The organism is Halobacterium sp. CBA1126 (assembly GCF_009741975.1).
Taxonomy (GTDB): domain Archaea; phylum Halobacteriota; class Halobacteria; order Halobacteriales; family Halobacteriaceae; genus Halobacterium.
The window spans coordinates 1-13,214 of record NZ_WPCF01000073.1; the positions used below are offsets into that span (position 1 = coordinate 1).

Below are 13,214 nucleotides of genomic sequence, written 5' to 3' on the forward strand. Positions count from 1 at the left end.
GTCCACGCCGTCGACATCGACTACTCCTGTTTCGGGGTTCGCGGCCAGTACCTCGCAGGTCGTCACACAGACCGGGTTCGGTCGGGACGGCGAGCGCGTCGTGAACACGCCGCGGTCGCCGCCGCGGACGCGCAGCACCGAGCGGTCGGCGTCGTCGGCCCACCACACGACGTCGACGGTGTGGCCCGCGGCGAGGCCCGTCAGCCCATCGCGGTACGGGTCGTCGACGTGGACGGTGCCGGTGGCGTCGCCGAGGAACCCCTGTCTGGGCGCGTCGTCTGGGGCCGCGAACGGCGTCTCCGCGCGGCCGATTGGCTCACACTCCATACCGTGGTTCCCGTGTGCGGCGAGAAAAGCGGGCGGGCACGGACCCGCGGCGCGGGAACGTCAGTCCTCGCGGTCGACCGGAGACTCCGCGGGGTTCAGGACCTCGATCTCGTGGCCGTCGGGGTCCGTCGTGAACGCGTAGTCGTAGTCGCAGTCCTCGGGGTCGCGGTAGTCCGCGGCCTCCCGCTCCATGAGGGTCTCCCAGTCGCCGACGAGGTCGTCGGTGCGCACCGCGAGGTGCCCCCACGCGTCGCCGAACTCGTACGTGCGGCCGTCGTAGTTGTACGTGAGTTCCACCGCCATCGCCTCCTCGGCGGCTCCCTCGGGCTTCACGAAGTAGTTCGCGAACGTGTCCGACTCCCAGCGGCCCGTGTGCTCGTACTCGAACTTCCGCGTCCAGAATCCGAGGTGCTCGTCGGCGTCCTCGACGCGCACCATCGTGTGGTCGAGGCTCCACTTCGCGCCGTGGTCGCGCTCGACGATTTCGACCTCGTGGCCGTCGGGGTCTTTCACGAACGCGTACGACCCGCCGCAGGAGTCCGGGTCGCGGTAGTCCTCGACGCCCTCGTCCATGAGCTGCTCGTAGGCGTCGTAGACGTCCTCGACGCGCACGGCGATGTGACCCCACGCGTCGCCGAGGTCGTACTCGTCGGTGTCGTGGTTGTACGTCAGCTCCAGCAGCGCGCCCTCCTCGTGGACGTCCTCGGGGCCGAGGTAGACGATGTCGAACGTGTCGGCCTCCCAGCGGCCGTATTCGACGTAGTCGAGGTGGGTCTTGTACCAGTCGAGGCTCGCGTCGAGGTCGCCGACGCGCATCATCACGTGGTCGAGTACGAACTCGCTCATGTCCGAGGGCTGTGGCGGCGCGTCGAAAAGCGTACCGAACCCGGAAGCTACCTCGGGGGCTCGCCGAGCAGCGCGTCGCCGTACCCCACCCAGACGGCCGCCCACAGCCAGAGCGCGCCCGCGGGCACCGCGAGAATCGTAGCTTGCCGGGACAGCGAGAGCCCGATGAAGGCGACGTTGACGCCCGCGAGGAAGAGCAGGCCGGCGGGGATTCGCGCGTCCAAGCCGACCGCGCGCTCGAGGAGCGCCGCTGCGAGCGCGGCGCCGTAGAGGAGCGTCGCCGTCGGCCACGCGGTCAGTCGCGGCGGGACGCTGCCGACGCGCGCGACGTACCCCGGCAGCGTCGTGACCGAGAGCGGGTCGAAGTGGAGGAACCCGACGGAGAACAGCGGATACCAGCCGCCGTCGAACGTGACGACGACCCACGGGAGGAGGCCGGCGAGCAGGACGGCCGCGAGCCGCCGAGCGGTCGTCACGCTACCGCCGCGCGACCACGCGCATGACGTCCTCGTCCTGCAGGACGTGGTCGCGGCCGACCTGCTGGTCGTCGTGCTGGGCGGACGGGCCGGAGACGCGAGCGAACCGGAAGCGCTCGTCGAGCGTGCCGCCGAGCTTGTCGAGGGCGTCGTCGACGGTGTCGCCCTCGCGGACGATGAGCGGCTCCTCGTAGTCGACGCCGCGGCCGGGCTTGTCCATGTAGACGCGGATGAGCCCGAGCTCCTCCCACATCTTCTCCTTGAGCGAATCGAGGCCCTTCTCCTCCTCCGCGGAGATGAAGATGGCTTCCTCGGGGTCGATGTCGTGCTCGCGGAGCTCGGCTTTCATCGTCTCCGCGTAGGAGGGCTCGATGAGGTCGACCTTGTTCACGGCGACCAGCGACGGCATGTAGACGCGGTTGTCCATCACGCCGTCGACGAGCCGGTCGATGTCGGGGTTGCCGCGGATGGTGACGTTCGCGTTCACGAACCCGTGCTGGCGCAGCACGTCCTTGACCGTCTCCTCGTCGAGGTCGAGCTCGCCGGAGGTGTTGACGTCGATGCCGTCCTTGCCCTTCCGGCGGACGGTCACCGACGGCGGCTCCTCGTCGACGCGGATGTTGACGTTGTAGAGCTCCTCGTAGAGGCGGTCGTACTGCTCGATCTCGAACGCGGAGAGCATGAAGATGACGAGGTCCGCGGCCCGAATCACGGAGAGGATCTCCTTCCCGCCGCCGCGGCCGCCCGCCGCGCCCTCGATGAGCCCGGGGACGTCCAGCAGCTGGATGTTCGCGCCCCGGTACTCCAGCATCCCGGGGTTGACGTTGAGCGTGGTGAACTCGTAGGAGCCGACCTCGCTGTCGGCGTTCGTCATCGCGTTGATGAGCGAGGACTTCCCGACGGAGGGGAAGCCGACGAGCGCGACCGTGGCGTCGCCGTGCTGTTCGACCGCGTAGCCGCCACCGCCGCTGCCGCCGGACTGCTGTTTCTCCAGTTTCTCCTTCTTCTCGGCGAGCTTCGCCTTCAGGCGCCCGATGTGCGCCTCCGTGGACTTGTTGTACGGCGTCTCCGATATTTCTTCTTCGAGCTGTTCGATTTCCTCCTCCAGACCCATTACCCTGCAGTAGGCTACTGCCGCCGAAAAGCGCTTTCCCTCCCGCCCGACAGGGATTGTTTTCGACACGTTCATGGTTCGTCTCAAGAGAGTGCGGGGTGATGCCCGACCCCTCCAACCTCCGCGACAGCACGCAGATCGTGCTTCCCGCCTCGACCCTGGAGGGGTACCGGGAGGACATCGACGAGCGGTTCACCGTGAGTTTTCTCGAACGCGAGGAGACGGTCCGCATCATCGGCAGCCCCGTCGTCATCAAGGAGGTCAGCGAGTACCTCGCTCGGCAGGGCGTGAACGTCCCGTAGGCCGACTCGACGGGGCGGAGTGTGCTCCGGAGAAAGAAAGGGTTAAAGCCGCGGCGACGGTTCGTTCGGGTATGGCTGAGACGATAGAAGTGCTCGTGGCAGGCGGCCAGGCCGACCCCGGCCCGCCGCTCGGTCCCGAGCTCGGACCGACGCCCGTCGACGTGCAGGCAGTCGTACAGGAGATCAACGACCAGACCGCCGCCTTCGACGGTACGGAGGTTCCGGTCACCATCGAGTACGAGGACGACGGGTCGTTCAGCATCGAGGTCGGCGTCCCGCCGACGGCCGCCCTCATCAAGGACGAGGCCGGCTTCGAGACTGGCTCCGGCGAGCCCAACGAGGACTTCGTCGCGGACCTCTCCATCGAGCAGCTGAAGACCATCGCCGAGCAGAAGAAGCCCGACCTGCTGGCGTACGACACGCGCAACGCCGCGAAGGAAGTCGCGGGCACCTGCGCCTCCATGGGCGTCACCATCGAGGGCGAGGACGCGCGGACGTTCAACGAGCGCGTCGCGTCCGGCGAGTACGACGACGTGCTTGGCGCTGAGGAAGCGGCAGCGTAAGCAGCGCCAAGCACACGCAAATCTCTGATTTGCGGCGTCCTCGGCGCCGAAGAAGCAGCGGCGTAAGCCGCAAGTCGACGCGGCGAGGGCTCGCGGAGCTCTGCTCCGCGGTGTGCTCGGCGCTGAGGAAGCAGCGGCGTAAGCCGCAAGTCGACGCGGCGAGGGCTCGCGGAGCTCTGCTCCGCGGTGTGCTCGGCGCTGAGGAAGCAGCGGCGTAACGCAGTTCGCTCCGATTCTCTCGTACGGCCGTCGTTTCCGTCTCCGTAGCCGTGAGGCCGTCGCTGACCGCTTTTCGAGGGAATCTCGGTTCGACGGTTTTAAGGACGCGTTGCCCCTCTCTCGAATCGAGACAGGCTTCGCCTGTTTCACTGACCCGTAGGAGATCCGACCTTCACAGGGTCACGCACTACGGAGGTGAAAGATGGCAGACAACGATATTGAAGAGGCCGTAGCTCGCGCACTCGAGGAGGCCCCAGAGCGGAATTTCCGTGAGACCGTGGACCTCGCGATCAACCTGCGCGACCTCGACCTCAACGACCCGTCGAATCGTGTCGACGAGGGCGTCGTGCTGCCGTCGGGCACCGGACAGGAGACACAGATTGTGGTTTTCGCAGAGGGCGAAACCGCAGTTCGAGCCGAGGAAGTCGCGGACGAGGTCTACGACGGCGACGCCGTCGACGACCTCGCCGACGACACCGACGCCGCGAAGGACCTCGCTGACGCGACGGACTTCTTCGTGGCCCAGGCATCCATGATGCAGGACATCGCGGGTGCGCTCGGTCAAGTGCTCGGTCCGCGCGGCAAGATGCCGACGCCGCTCCAGCCCGACGACGACGTCGTCGAGACAGTCAACCGAATGAAAAACACCGTGCAGCTTCGCAGCCGCGACCGGCGCACGTTCCACACGCGCGTCGGCGCGGAGGACATGTCCGCCGAAGACATCGCGGACAACATCGACGTCATCCTGCGTCGCCTGCACGCGGACCTCGAGAAGGGCCCGCTCAACATCGACGCCGTCTACGTGAAGACGACGATGGGGCCCGCCGTGGAGGTGGCCTGAGATGTCCGCCGAGGAACGCACGACCGACACCGTCCCCGAGTGGAAGCGCGAGGAAGTCGACGAGCTCGTCGACCTGCTCGAGAGCTACGACAGCGTCGGCGTCGTGAACGTCACGGGCATCCCGAGCAAGCAGCTCCAGGACATGCGCCGCGGCCTGCACGGCAGCGCCGTGCTCCGCATGAGCCGGAACACCCTCCTCGTTCGTGCGCTCGAGGAAGTCGACGACGGCCTCGAAGACCTCACCCAGTACATCACGGGCGAGGTCGGGCTCGTCGCGACGAACGACAACCCGTTCGGGCTGTTCCAGCGGCTCGAAGAGTCGAAGACGCCCGCGCCCATCAACGCCGGCGAGGTCGCGCCGAACGACATCGTCGTGCCGGAGGGCGACACGGGCATCGACCCGGGTCCGTTCGTCGGCGAGCTCCAGCAGATCGGCGCGAACGCGCGCATCCAGGAGGGCTCCATCAAGGTCATGGAGGACTCCGTCGTCGTCGAGGAAGGCGAGACGGTGTCCACGGACGTCGCGAACGTCCTGGCCGAGCTCGGCATCGAACCGAAGGAAGTCGGCCTGGACCTCCGCGGCGTCTACTCCGAGGGCGTCCTGTTCACGCCGGACGAACTCGAGATCGACGTCGAGGAGTACCGCGCGGACATCCAGTCCGCGGCCGCGTCCGCACGGAACCTCTCCGTGAACGCGGAGTACCCGACGGCGCAGACCGCGCCGACCCTCATCCGGAAGGCCCAGGGCGAGGCGAAGAGCCTCGGCCTGCAGGCGTCCATCGAGAGCCCTGACCTCGCGGACGACCTCGTCAGCAAGGCGGACGCGCAGGTTCGCGCGCTCGCCGCGCAGATCGACGACGAGGAGGCGCTCCCCGAGGAGCTCCGCGACGTCGAGGCGCCCGCCGCGGCGGCGGAGCCGGACGAGGACGAAGACGAGGAATCGAGCGACGAACAAGCTACTGAATCCGAGGCAGACGCCGACGACTCCGACGACGACGAAGACGGAGGCGACGGCGCCGAAGGCCTCGGGGAGATGTTCGGTTAACAATGGAGTACGTTTACGCAGCACTCATCCTGAACGAATCTGGCGAAGAGATCAACGAAGACAACATCACCGGCGTCCTCGAGGCCGCCGGCGTCGACGTCGAGGAGTCCCGCGTCAAGGCGCTCGTCGCGGCCCTCGAAGACGTCGACATCGAGGAGGCCGTCGCCGAGGCGGCCGCCGCGCCCGCCGCGCCCGCCGCTGGCGGCGCCGGTGGCTCGGAGGAATCCGAGGAGTCCGAAGAGGAAGCGGCCGAGGAAGCGGCCGAGGCCGAGGAAGAAGCCGAAGAAGCCGAAGAAGAGGACGAGGAGGCCAGCGGCGAAGGTCTCGGCGACCTCTTCGGTTAATCCGGTTCCGCGACCACCCGTTTTCTTTCGCGCGCGACGCGAGTAGCCCGCGGCTCGACCGAGCCACGCCGTAGCTTGAAGTACGGGAGCGGGACCAACTCGCGTCGATGGACGTGGCTGGCGTGCGCGTACTCGTCGCTCCGGGCGCGTCAGCGGCGGCGCTGGCCGCGGTCGCGGCGGGCGTGTTCCTCGGGACGTGTTCGGGGCTGGTCCCGGGCTTGCACGTGAACTCGCTGGCGCTGCTGCTCGCCGCGGCCGCGCCCAGCATTCCCGGCCCGCCGCAGCTCGTCGGCGCGGCGATGCTGGCGGCGGGCGTCACGCACTCGTTTCTGGACGTGGTGCCGACGCTCGCGCTCGGCGTTCCCGACCCCGCGATGGCGGTGAGCGCGCTCCCGGGCCACCGGCTCGTGATGGGCGGCCGCGGCCGGGAGGCGCTGCGCATCTCCGCGCTCGGGAGTGGCGTCGCCGTCGCCGTCGCGTTCGTCCTCGGCGTGCCAGTAACCGCAGCGGCGACCGTCGTCGCGCCGCTCGTCTACCAGCACCTCCCGGTCGTCGTCACCGCGCTCGTGGTCGTCCTGCTCGCGCGCGAGCCGACGCGGCGCTCGCGAATCGGCGGCTGTCTCGCCGTCGCCGCGAGCGGCGCGCTCGGCGTCGTCGCGCTCCCGATGCAGCCCGACGGGCTAGCGCCGACGGGGGACGTGCTCGCGCCGCTGTTCGCCGGGCTGTTCGGGACGCCCGTTCTCCTCGAGGCCTACCGGGGTGCCGGCGTCCCCGAACAGGACGACGCGACCGTCGCGGACGGCCCGCGCTCTGTGGCGGGCCCGGGGCTGGCCGGGAGTCTCGCCGGCGCTGCGGTCGCGTACGTCCCGGGGATGTCCGGCGCCATCGCGGCCGTCTTCGCCGTCGAGGCGACGCGCGCGGACGGCGACCGCGCGTTCATCGCCGCGCTCTCCGGGGTCAACACCGCGAACACCGTCTTCGCGCTGTACGCGCTGTTCGCGCTCGGGAACGCCCACACGGGCGTGCTCGTGGCGTTCGAGCGCGCGGCGCTCCCGAAGACGCTGCCGCTGTTGCTCGCCGCGATCGCGCTCGCCGCGTGCGCTGGCGCCGTCCTCGTGCCCGTGCTCGGCGACCGCTACTTCCGGGTCGTCCGCCGGCTGAACCACCGGCGGCTCACTGCGGGAGTCTGCGCGCTGCTCGCGGTGCTCGCGTGGGTGTTCGCGGGCTGGGTGGGCGTCGCGCTGCTCGCGGTGGCGACGCTGGTCGGGCTGATTCCGCCGCGGTTCGGCGCGCGCCGCGTCCACCTGATGGCGGTGTTGCTCGTGCCGCTCGCGCTCCCCTAGGGCTTGGGCGCGAACACGGCCAGCGCCTCGGCGTCCGCGACGGCGCGCGGGGAGACGTCCTGTGCGCCGTCGAACCGGACGGCATCCCCGGATTCGAGGTGGTGGGTGTCGTCGCCGAGCGTGAGTTCGAGCGCCCCGGAGCGCACGTAGAGGACAACCATCGAGTCGGGGTGCTGGTGGGCCGGCACGGCCTCGCCCTCGTCGAGCGCGAGCCGCACGGTCCGGGGGTTCCGCGTCTCGAAGACCTCCGCGTGGGGCGTCTCAGTCAGCGCGTCGACGTCCGCGAGTTCGACGGCTGGCGCGTCGTCGGTCACGTCCGCTACTCGGGCGGCGAGCACCCAAACCGCTCGGCCGAACACGTTCGCAGAAGCGCGGGGCGCTACTCGGCTTCGACGTCCGCGCCGGGCGCGTTCCGCTTCACGCCCTCGACGGCGTCGTGGACCGCCGACCGAGAGCTGTACCCCCTCGCCGCCGTCGGCGACGGTTTCGCCGTTGCGGTGGCGGAGCCGCCAGCGCCAGTCGCCGCCCGCGTCCTCGTACACTTCGAACGCCGCGGAGCCGACGTCGAGAGCGTCGGCGTCGGGCGCGTACTCCCGGACGCGTTCGACGGCGTCCTCGGCCTCGCCGCGTCGCGTGTAGCCTTCGCCGCTGTCCGCGACGACGTTGCCGTTCGCCGCGCGGAGCCGCCAGCGGTACTCGCCCGCCTCGTCCTCGTAGACGTCGAACTCCGCCCCGGGGACGCGGTCCTGCAGGCGGTCGACCGCGCGCCGGGCGTCGCGGCGGCGCGAGTAGCCCTCGCCGCCGTCCGCGAGCACGTTCCCGTTCTGGTGGACGAGCCGCCAGCGCCACTCGCCCGCGACGTCCCGGAAGAGCTCGAACGACGCCGGGTCGAACATGAGGTACGCGGCGGGCGCGACGTTGGCCTTGACGCCCTCGATTGCGCGCTCGGCGTCGCGCTCGCGGGTGTACCCCTCGCCGCTGTCCGCGACGACGTTGCCGTTGTCGTGGACGAGCCGCCAGCGGTACTCGCCGCCCGCGTCCTCGAACACCTCGAAGGTCGCACGGCTCTCCTCGGCGGGCGCGGGCACCAGCGGGAGGTCGTCGAGCGCATTCTCGTCGGCGGGCTCGGCGGGGTCGGCGTGAATCGTCGCGGCGCCGAGCGCGTTCCGGCGCACGCTCTGCATGCCCTTCTGGGCGTTGTGCTTGGCCGTGTACCCCTCGCCGCTGGTGGCGACAACGTTGCCGTTGCGGTGGCGGAGCCGCCAGCGGAACTCCCCGGCCTCGTCCTCGTAGAGTTCGAACTGCGCGCGGCTGGCGCGGACGGACGCGAGTTCGTCCTCGAGTTCGTCGCGGGCGCGCTCGGCGGCTTCGAGTTCGCTCTCGACGTCCTCGACGCGGCGCTCGCTCGCCTCGCGGCCCGCCGCTGCGGCGGCCGCTTCCTCCGTGCTCCGCGTGGACGTGACCAGCGGGACGACGACGCCCCCGGCGCCGACGACGGCGACGCCGAGCACGTACAGCGCGATGACGCCGCGGTGGCCGGTCGCGACCGGCCAGTCGCCGGGGAAGACGACGAGGAACCACGCGACCGCGGCGGCACAGAGGAGGACGCCGAGGTAGACGGCTATCGTGGCGGCGCGCTGGAGCGGGAGCCGGACGACGGGACCGGCGACGAGCAGCGCGAACCCGACGGCGCCGACGGCGATGGCGTACTGCCGCAGCGAGCCGGCGGGCTCGCTGGGGAGGAACAGCAGGATGCCGAGGACGCCGAGCAGGAGGCCGGCCGCGAACACGAGGTAACCGTACACCTCGTCGGCGGTCTGGGCGCTGCCGATCTGTCGCTCGTAGAAGCCCGTCAGGGCGTCGCCGCTGTCCGAATCTGACATGTCCGTCAGTACACAGGGCGACTACAAAAGTGTCCTCGGTCGGGTGAAAGAAGACGAGGCCGGCTCACTCCCGGGGAACGGCCACGTTCCGCACCGGCTCGCCGCACTCCGGGCAGTCGACGACGTGGGAGTCGCGCTCGAAGCGTTCGAGACAGCCGGTGCACTCGTAGCGGTTCGTCGACGGCGTGTACGAATCCATTCGGACCATGCGCATCGGTACCAAGCAGCTACTTGTAAGAGTGTTCATTATATTGGTTTAGGTCGAGAATACTGCTAGTACTTCGCGGAGAAAAAGGAAATAGTGGTCGAACATACGAAAATATGCTTGATTATTCTGTATAGATTGTATTCAGTTGTTCACGAGAGTGAGTCGCTGGACGCGCGTAACCCGGCCCGGCGGAAAACGAGGGTGCTAGCGCGTCAGTGTTCGAGGCCGGCCAGCAGTTCGTCCACGCGGTCCTGTTCGCCGTCGAGGGCCTGCGGGTAGATGGCGACCGCGACCACGTGGTCGCCGTCGTGTTTGACCTTCGTGACGTGGATGTAGACGTCGACGGTCTGGCCGTCGATGTCGGCGGTGCCCTCGAACTTCGTGACCTCCGTGGTCTCGTTCAGCACCGTCGCCTCGCGGGTGCCGACGCTATCGCCGACGGAGAGCCCGTCGTACTGCTGCTGAGCGAGCCCGGCGAGTTCGCGGTTGTCGTAGTCCTCGATGGGGTTGAACGACTGCCCGAGCACGCTCACCTCGGGGCTGGCGAACGCGCCGAAGACCGCGGCGCGCTGCTCGCCGAGGAAGGGCACGTCGATGCTGCGTTCGTACATCGCCACCCAGTTGGTGACGGTCACGTTCCGGCTCTGGCCGGCCGCCGAGAACTCCCGCGTGACCACCGATTCGTCGACGCTGACCTCCTGATAGCCGGTCTCCTGGAGCGCGTCCTCGGAGACGGTCGCCTGTGACGCCGAGACTTCCACGCCGCCCCCGGTGAGGACGCCGAGACAGCCGCTGGTCGCGAGCAGTGCGGCGAGTGCGACGGCGACAGCCGTTCGTCTGTGCATGCAGGACAGAAGCCGGTCGGCGAGAATAAGCTTGGTGGCTCACGTGTCAGCCGAACTATGTCGTCGGCCGACGGCCTCAGAGCCGGTAGGTCGCGCCGTCGTCGGTGTCTTCGACGGTGACGCCGAGGGATTCGAGGCGGTCGCGGAGTTCGTCGGCGCGCTCGTAGTCGCCGTCCGCGCGGGCTTCCTCTCGGATGTCCAAGACGAGTTCCACGAGGTCCTCGGCGATGCCGGCGTCGCCGCCGTCGACGGTCTCGAACTGGAAGCCGAGCACGTCGCCGCCGAGCTCCTCGAAGGTCTCGACGGCGTCGACGAGCGCGCGGTAGTCGTAGCGGTCGGCCTCGTCGACGTACCGGTGGACCGCCGACGCGAGCTCGAGCAGCGCGCTCACCGCCGCGCGCGTGTTGAAGTCGTCGTTCATCGCGGCCTCGAAGTCCTCGCGGGCGTCCGCGACGGCCGCCCGGAGGGCCTCGTCTTCGACTTTCGCGTACGCGTCCGGGCTGTCGGCGGCGTCGGTCGCGCGCTCGTAGGCGCGCTCGAGGCGCTCCCAGCGCTGCTGGGCCTCCTGGATGGTCTCCTCGGAGTACGTCTGGCGCTGCGTGTACGACGTGGAGACGAGGAACATCCGCACGACGTTCGGGCCGAACTCCTCGATTGCGTTCTTCGTCGTGAAGAAGTTCCCGAGACTGGAGGACATCTTCTCGCCCTCCGTCTCCAGCAGGCGGACGTGCAGCCAGTACTTCGCGAACGGCTCGCCGGCGGCGGCCTCGCTCTGCGCGACCTCGTTCTCGTGGTGGGGGAACACGAGGTCCTGTCCGCCGACGTGGACGTCGATGTGGTCGTCGAGGTGGGTCGTGCTCATCGCCGAGCACTCGATGTGCCAGCCGGGGCGGCCCTCGCTCCACGGCGACTCCCACGTCTGGCCCGCGGGCTCCTCGAGCGGCGGCAGGTCGTCGCTGCGGTGCTCGTTGGCGTCCGCGGGGTCGACGGCGCCCGCCTTCCAGAGCGCGAAGTCCGCGGGGTGGCGCTTCTCGGAGCGCTCGGACTCGGGGCCCTGGGCCTCCACCTCCTCGACCCGCTGGCCGGAGAGCTTCCCGTAGTCCTCGAAGGCGGTGACGTCGAAGTAGACGGAGCCGTTGGACTCGTAGGCGTACCCCTCCTCGAGGAGCGTCTCCACGAGGTCGATGATCTCGGGGACGTGCTCGGAGACCCGCGGGTAGACCTCCGCGCGCTCGAGGTTGAGGTCGCGCATGTCCTCGATGACGGAGTCGATGTAGTGGCGCGCGACCTCGGCCTCGGTGTCCCCGAGGCCGTCCTCGCCGACGCGCGCGACGATCTTCTCGTTGACGTCGGTGAAGTTCTGGACGTGGCGGACGTCGTAGCCGACGTGCGAGAGCCACCGCGCCATCACGTCCGACTGCACCCAGAGGCGAGCGTGCCCGAGGTGGGAGTCGTCGGAGACCGTGAGCCCGCAGGTGTACACGAGGACCTCCTCGGGGTCGATGGGCTCGAAGGCCTCCCGCTCGCCGGAACGGGTGTTCGACACGTAGAGCGTCATTACACCCGAACGTACGCGCGCCGGCGTTTCAAAGCGTCGGAAGGCCGCTACGCGGGCACGGCGTCGAGGGCGCCCTCCACGACGCGCAGGGCGGCCGCGCCGTCCCGGCGCTCGACCACGACGACCAGCGACTCGTCGGCGACCCCCGCGGCCACCGGGTCGACGCCGGCCGCGTGCAGGCGCTCGAGCGCCGCCGCGAGCGCCCGCGAGTCCACGTCCCCGTCCGCGAGCAGCGCCGTCAGGTCGCCCTCGCCGGGTTCGAAGCCCGCGCCCGCGACGACCACGAGGCCGTCGTCGCTGGCGCCGAGGCCGGACTGCATCGAGACGTGCGCGTCCCGGTCGTCGGCGTCGAACCCCGGGAGCTCCTCGCCGTACCGCCGGACCGCGGCCGCGACGGCGTCCTCGTCGCCGTCGACGTCGAGGAAGCGCGCGGCCGCCGCGTGGTTGACGACGCCCGCGCGCAGCGCCCGCCGCAGGAACGGGTGGTCGTCGACCGCCGCTCGGGTCGCTGCCGCCTGAGTCATACCACCGACTCGTCGCCGGGGCGGCATAAGTCTCAGCGACTGCGAGCACTCCCCTGTTTTAAACCACCGTGGCGAGTACGACGGGGCGTGAGCGAGGACAGCGACCCGACGTCGGTGCTCTCGTTGCTCGACGACGAGCACGCCCGCGCCATCCTCGCAGCGGCGAGCACGGAACCCATGTCCGCCAGCCAACTGAGCGAGGCCTGTGACGCGTCGACCGCGACGGTGTATCGGCGAATCGACGACCTGACCGACCACGAACTGCTCGAGGAGTCCATCAACGTCCGGTCGGACGGCAACCACCACCGCGTCTACCGCGCGACGTTCCGCCGGTTCACGCTCGAACTCGAGGACGGCGAGTTCACCACCGAGGTCGAGTGCGAGTCCGAGGACGTCGCCGACCGCTTCACGAGAATGTGGGAGGGACTGTAATGAACGCACTCTACGTCGTCAACGTCGCCGCGTCGTTCGCCGCGACCGCCGTCGGCCTGTTCATCGGCTACCACGCCTACCGCGGCTTCCGCCGCCACCAGAGCGCCGCGATGCAGTACCTCTCCGCGGGGCTCATCCTGCTGACGGCCGTGACGTACACCGCGACGTTCGTCGGCTCCGCGCTGCTCCGGTACGGGTTCCTCGACCCCGGCCTCGAGGCCCCGTTCCGGCTGGTCGTGCGGATGCTCCAGCTCGCGGGCCTGCTCTGCATCGCGTACTCGCTGTACCGTCGGCCGTCGTAGCTACCCGCAGGCGACCGACTCCGCGACCGCGAGCAGGGCGTC

General features: G+C 69.6%; 17 protein-coding genes and 2 pseudogenes. 8 read left to right on the forward strand and 11 right to left on the reverse strand.

Translation table 11 applies throughout. From position 1 onward, the window contains the following. From GJ634_RS10580 to GJ634_RS10595, 4 genes are all read right to left on the reverse strand, one after another. Positions 1 to 327, reverse strand: a 327-nt coding sequence (locus GJ634_RS10580) for a TrmO family methyltransferase (RefSeq protein ID WP_157502761.1), incomplete at its 3' end; no start/stop codon positions are given. Between the two features lie 60 nt (positions 328 to 387). Beyond that, a complete protein-coding gene (locus GJ634_RS10585; protein ID WP_157502762.1) occupies positions 388 to 1,173 on the reverse strand; it encodes a VOC family protein in 786 nt (261 codons plus the stop codon). Between the two features lie 47 nt (positions 1,174 to 1,220). Next, a complete protein-coding gene (locus GJ634_RS10590) occupies positions 1,221 to 1,649 on the reverse strand; it encodes a TIGR04206 family protein (protein ID WP_157502763.1) in 429 nt (142 codons plus the stop codon). 1 nt (position 1,650) lies between these two features. After that, complete coding sequence (locus tag GJ634_RS10595) at positions 1,651 to 2,763, reverse strand: GTP-binding protein (RefSeq protein WP_157502764.1); 1,113 nt, start codon at positions 2,761 to 2,763, stop codon at positions 1,651 to 1,653. 101 nt (positions 2,764 to 2,864) lie between these two features. On the opposite strand from GJ634_RS10595, the gene GJ634_RS10600 reads away from it, so the two are divergent. The 6 genes from GJ634_RS10600 (at position 2,865) to GJ634_RS10625 (ending at position 7,420) form a co-directional block, all read left to right on the forward strand. Beyond that, positions 2,865 to 3,065 (forward strand): hypothetical protein, encoded by a 201-nt coding sequence (locus GJ634_RS10600; protein WP_157502765.1) that lies wholly within the window; start codon positions 2,865 to 2,867, stop codon positions 3,063 to 3,065. Positions 3,066 to 3,136: 71 nt separating this feature from the next. Then, positions 3,137 to 3,628 (forward strand): 50S ribosomal protein L11, encoded by a 492-nt coding sequence (locus GJ634_RS10605; RefSeq protein ID WP_157502766.1) that lies wholly within the window; start codon positions 3,137 to 3,139, stop codon positions 3,626 to 3,628. Between the two features lie 421 nt (positions 3,629 to 4,049). Then, positions 4,050 to 4,688 carry a 50S ribosomal protein L1 gene (locus GJ634_RS10610; protein ID WP_157502767.1) on the forward strand — a complete coding sequence of 213 codons (639 nt, stop codon included), beginning with the start codon at positions 4,050 to 4,052 and terminating at the stop codon, positions 4,686 to 4,688. 1 nt (position 4,689) lies between these two features. Beyond that, the gene (locus GJ634_RS10615) at positions 4,690 to 5,733 is read left to right on the forward strand and encodes a 50S ribosomal protein L10 (RefSeq protein WP_157502768.1); all 1,044 of its coding nucleotides are present in this window, start codon (positions 4,690 to 4,692) and stop codon (positions 5,731 to 5,733) included. Positions 5,734 to 5,735: 2 nt separating this feature from the next. Continuing rightward, positions 5,736 to 6,077 (forward strand): 50S ribosomal protein P1, encoded by a 342-nt coding sequence (gene rpl12p, locus GJ634_RS10620; RefSeq protein WP_157502769.1) that lies wholly within the window; start codon positions 5,736 to 5,738, stop codon positions 6,075 to 6,077. A 107-nt stretch (positions 6,078 to 6,184) separates the two neighbouring features. Further along, positions 6,185 to 7,420 carry a tripartite tricarboxylate transporter permease gene (locus GJ634_RS10625; protein WP_157502770.1) on the forward strand — a complete coding sequence of 412 codons (1,236 nt, stop codon included), beginning with the start codon at positions 6,185 to 6,187 and terminating at the stop codon, positions 7,418 to 7,420. On the opposite strand, the gene GJ634_RS16475 is transcribed toward GJ634_RS10625, so the two are convergent. The 7 genes and pseudogenes from GJ634_RS16475 to GJ634_RS10655 all read right to left on the reverse strand — a co-directional run bounded on the left by GJ634_RS16475 (position 7,417) and on the right by GJ634_RS10655 (position 12,438). Then, positions 7,417 to 7,779: a cupin domain-containing protein gene (locus tag GJ634_RS16475; protein ID WP_331714113.1), complete on the reverse strand. Its 363-nt coding sequence runs from the start codon at positions 7,777 to 7,779 to the stop codon at positions 7,417 to 7,419. The genes GJ634_RS10625 and GJ634_RS16475 overlap by 4 nt on opposite strands. Before the next feature lie 20 nt (positions 7,780 to 7,799). Next, positions 7,800 to 7,847: pseudogene (locus GJ634_RS16695) on the reverse strand (hypothetical protein); the annotation flags it as partial. A 64-nt stretch (positions 7,848 to 7,911) separates the two neighbouring features. After that, positions 7,912 to 9,303, reverse strand: a pseudogene (locus GJ634_RS10635) (DUF1508 domain-containing protein); the annotation flags it as partial. A gap of 64 nt (positions 9,304 to 9,367) precedes the next feature. Beyond that, positions 9,368 to 9,511 carry a rubrerythrin-like domain-containing protein gene (locus tag GJ634_RS10640; RefSeq protein ID WP_157502772.1) on the reverse strand — a complete coding sequence of 48 codons (144 nt, stop codon included), beginning with the start codon at positions 9,509 to 9,511 and terminating at the stop codon, positions 9,368 to 9,370. Between the two features lie 212 nt (positions 9,512 to 9,723). Further along, positions 9,724 to 10,356 carry a DUF6517 family protein gene (locus GJ634_RS10645; protein ID WP_157502773.1) on the reverse strand — a complete coding sequence of 211 codons (633 nt, stop codon included), beginning with the start codon at positions 10,354 to 10,356 and terminating at the stop codon, positions 9,724 to 9,726. Positions 10,357 to 10,432: 76 nt separating this feature from the next. Then, positions 10,433 to 11,914, reverse strand: coding sequence for a cysteine--tRNA ligase (cysS, locus tag GJ634_RS10650; RefSeq protein WP_157502774.1), 1,482 nt, complete (start codon positions 11,912 to 11,914; stop codon positions 10,433 to 10,435). 47 nt (positions 11,915 to 11,961) lie between these two features. After that, the gene (locus GJ634_RS10655) at positions 11,962 to 12,438 is read right to left on the reverse strand and encodes a hypothetical protein (RefSeq protein WP_157502775.1); all 477 of its coding nucleotides are present in this window, start codon (positions 12,436 to 12,438) and stop codon (positions 11,962 to 11,964) included. A gap of 87 nt (positions 12,439 to 12,525) precedes the next feature. Here GJ634_RS10655 and GJ634_RS10660 point away from each other — a divergent pair, with 87 nt between their 5' ends. After that, entirely contained in the window at positions 12,526 to 12,870 is a 345-nt protein-coding gene (locus GJ634_RS10660; protein ID WP_331714112.1) for a winged helix-turn-helix domain-containing protein, read from the forward strand. Next, positions 12,870 to 13,172: a hypothetical protein gene (locus GJ634_RS10665; protein WP_157502776.1), complete on the forward strand. Its 303-nt coding sequence runs from the start codon at positions 12,870 to 12,872 to the stop codon at positions 13,170 to 13,172. The genes GJ634_RS10660 and GJ634_RS10665 overlap by 1 nt, the downstream gene beginning before the upstream one ends. Positions 13,173 to 13,214 lie beyond the last annotated feature (42 nt).

Bases quoted from the DNA above. Each gene is read 5' to 3' on its own strand.
- GJ634_RS10585 (WP_157502762.1), bottom strand. From the start codon at position 1,173: ATGAGCGAGTTCGTACTCGACCACGTGATGATGCGCGTCGGCGACCTC.
- GJ634_RS10595 (WP_157502764.1), bottom strand. From the start codon at position 2,763: ATGGGTCTGGAGGAGGAAATCGAACAGCTCGAAGAAGAAATATCGGAG.
- GJ634_RS10600 (WP_157502765.1), top strand. From the start codon at position 2,865: ATGCCCGACCCCTCCAACCTCCGCGACAGCACGCAGATCGTGCTTCCC.
- GJ634_RS10605 (WP_157502766.1), top strand. From the start codon at position 3,137: ATGGCTGAGACGATAGAAGTGCTCGTGGCAGGCGGCCAGGCCGACCCC.
- GJ634_RS10610 (WP_157502767.1), top strand. From the start codon at position 4,050: ATGGCAGACAACGATATTGAAGAGGCCGTAGCTCGCGCACTCGAGGAG.
- GJ634_RS10615 (WP_157502768.1), top strand. From the start codon at position 4,690: ATGTCCGCCGAGGAACGCACGACCGACACCGTCCCCGAGTGGAAGCGC.
- rpl12p (WP_157502769.1), top strand. From the start codon at position 5,736: ATGGAGTACGTTTACGCAGCACTCATCCTGAACGAATCTGGCGAAGAG.
- GJ634_RS10625 (WP_157502770.1), top strand. From the start codon at position 6,185: ATGGACGTGGCTGGCGTGCGCGTACTCGTCGCTCCGGGCGCGTCAGCG.
- GJ634_RS10640 (WP_157502772.1), bottom strand. From the start codon at position 9,511: ATGGTCCGAATGGATTCGTACACGCCGTCGACGAACCGCTACGAGTGC.
- GJ634_RS10645 (WP_157502773.1), bottom strand. From the start codon at position 10,356: ATGCACAGACGAACGGCTGTCGCCGTCGCACTCGCCGCACTGCTCGCG.
- cysS (WP_157502774.1), bottom strand. From the start codon at position 11,914: ATGACGCTCTACGTGTCGAACACCCGTTCCGGCGAGCGGGAGGCCTTC.
- GJ634_RS10655 (WP_157502775.1), bottom strand. From the start codon at position 12,438: ATGACTCAGGCGGCAGCGACCCGAGCGGCGGTCGACGACCACCCGTTC.
- GJ634_RS10665 (WP_157502776.1), top strand. From the start codon at position 12,870: ATGAACGCACTCTACGTCGTCAACGTCGCCGCGTCGTTCGCCGCGACC.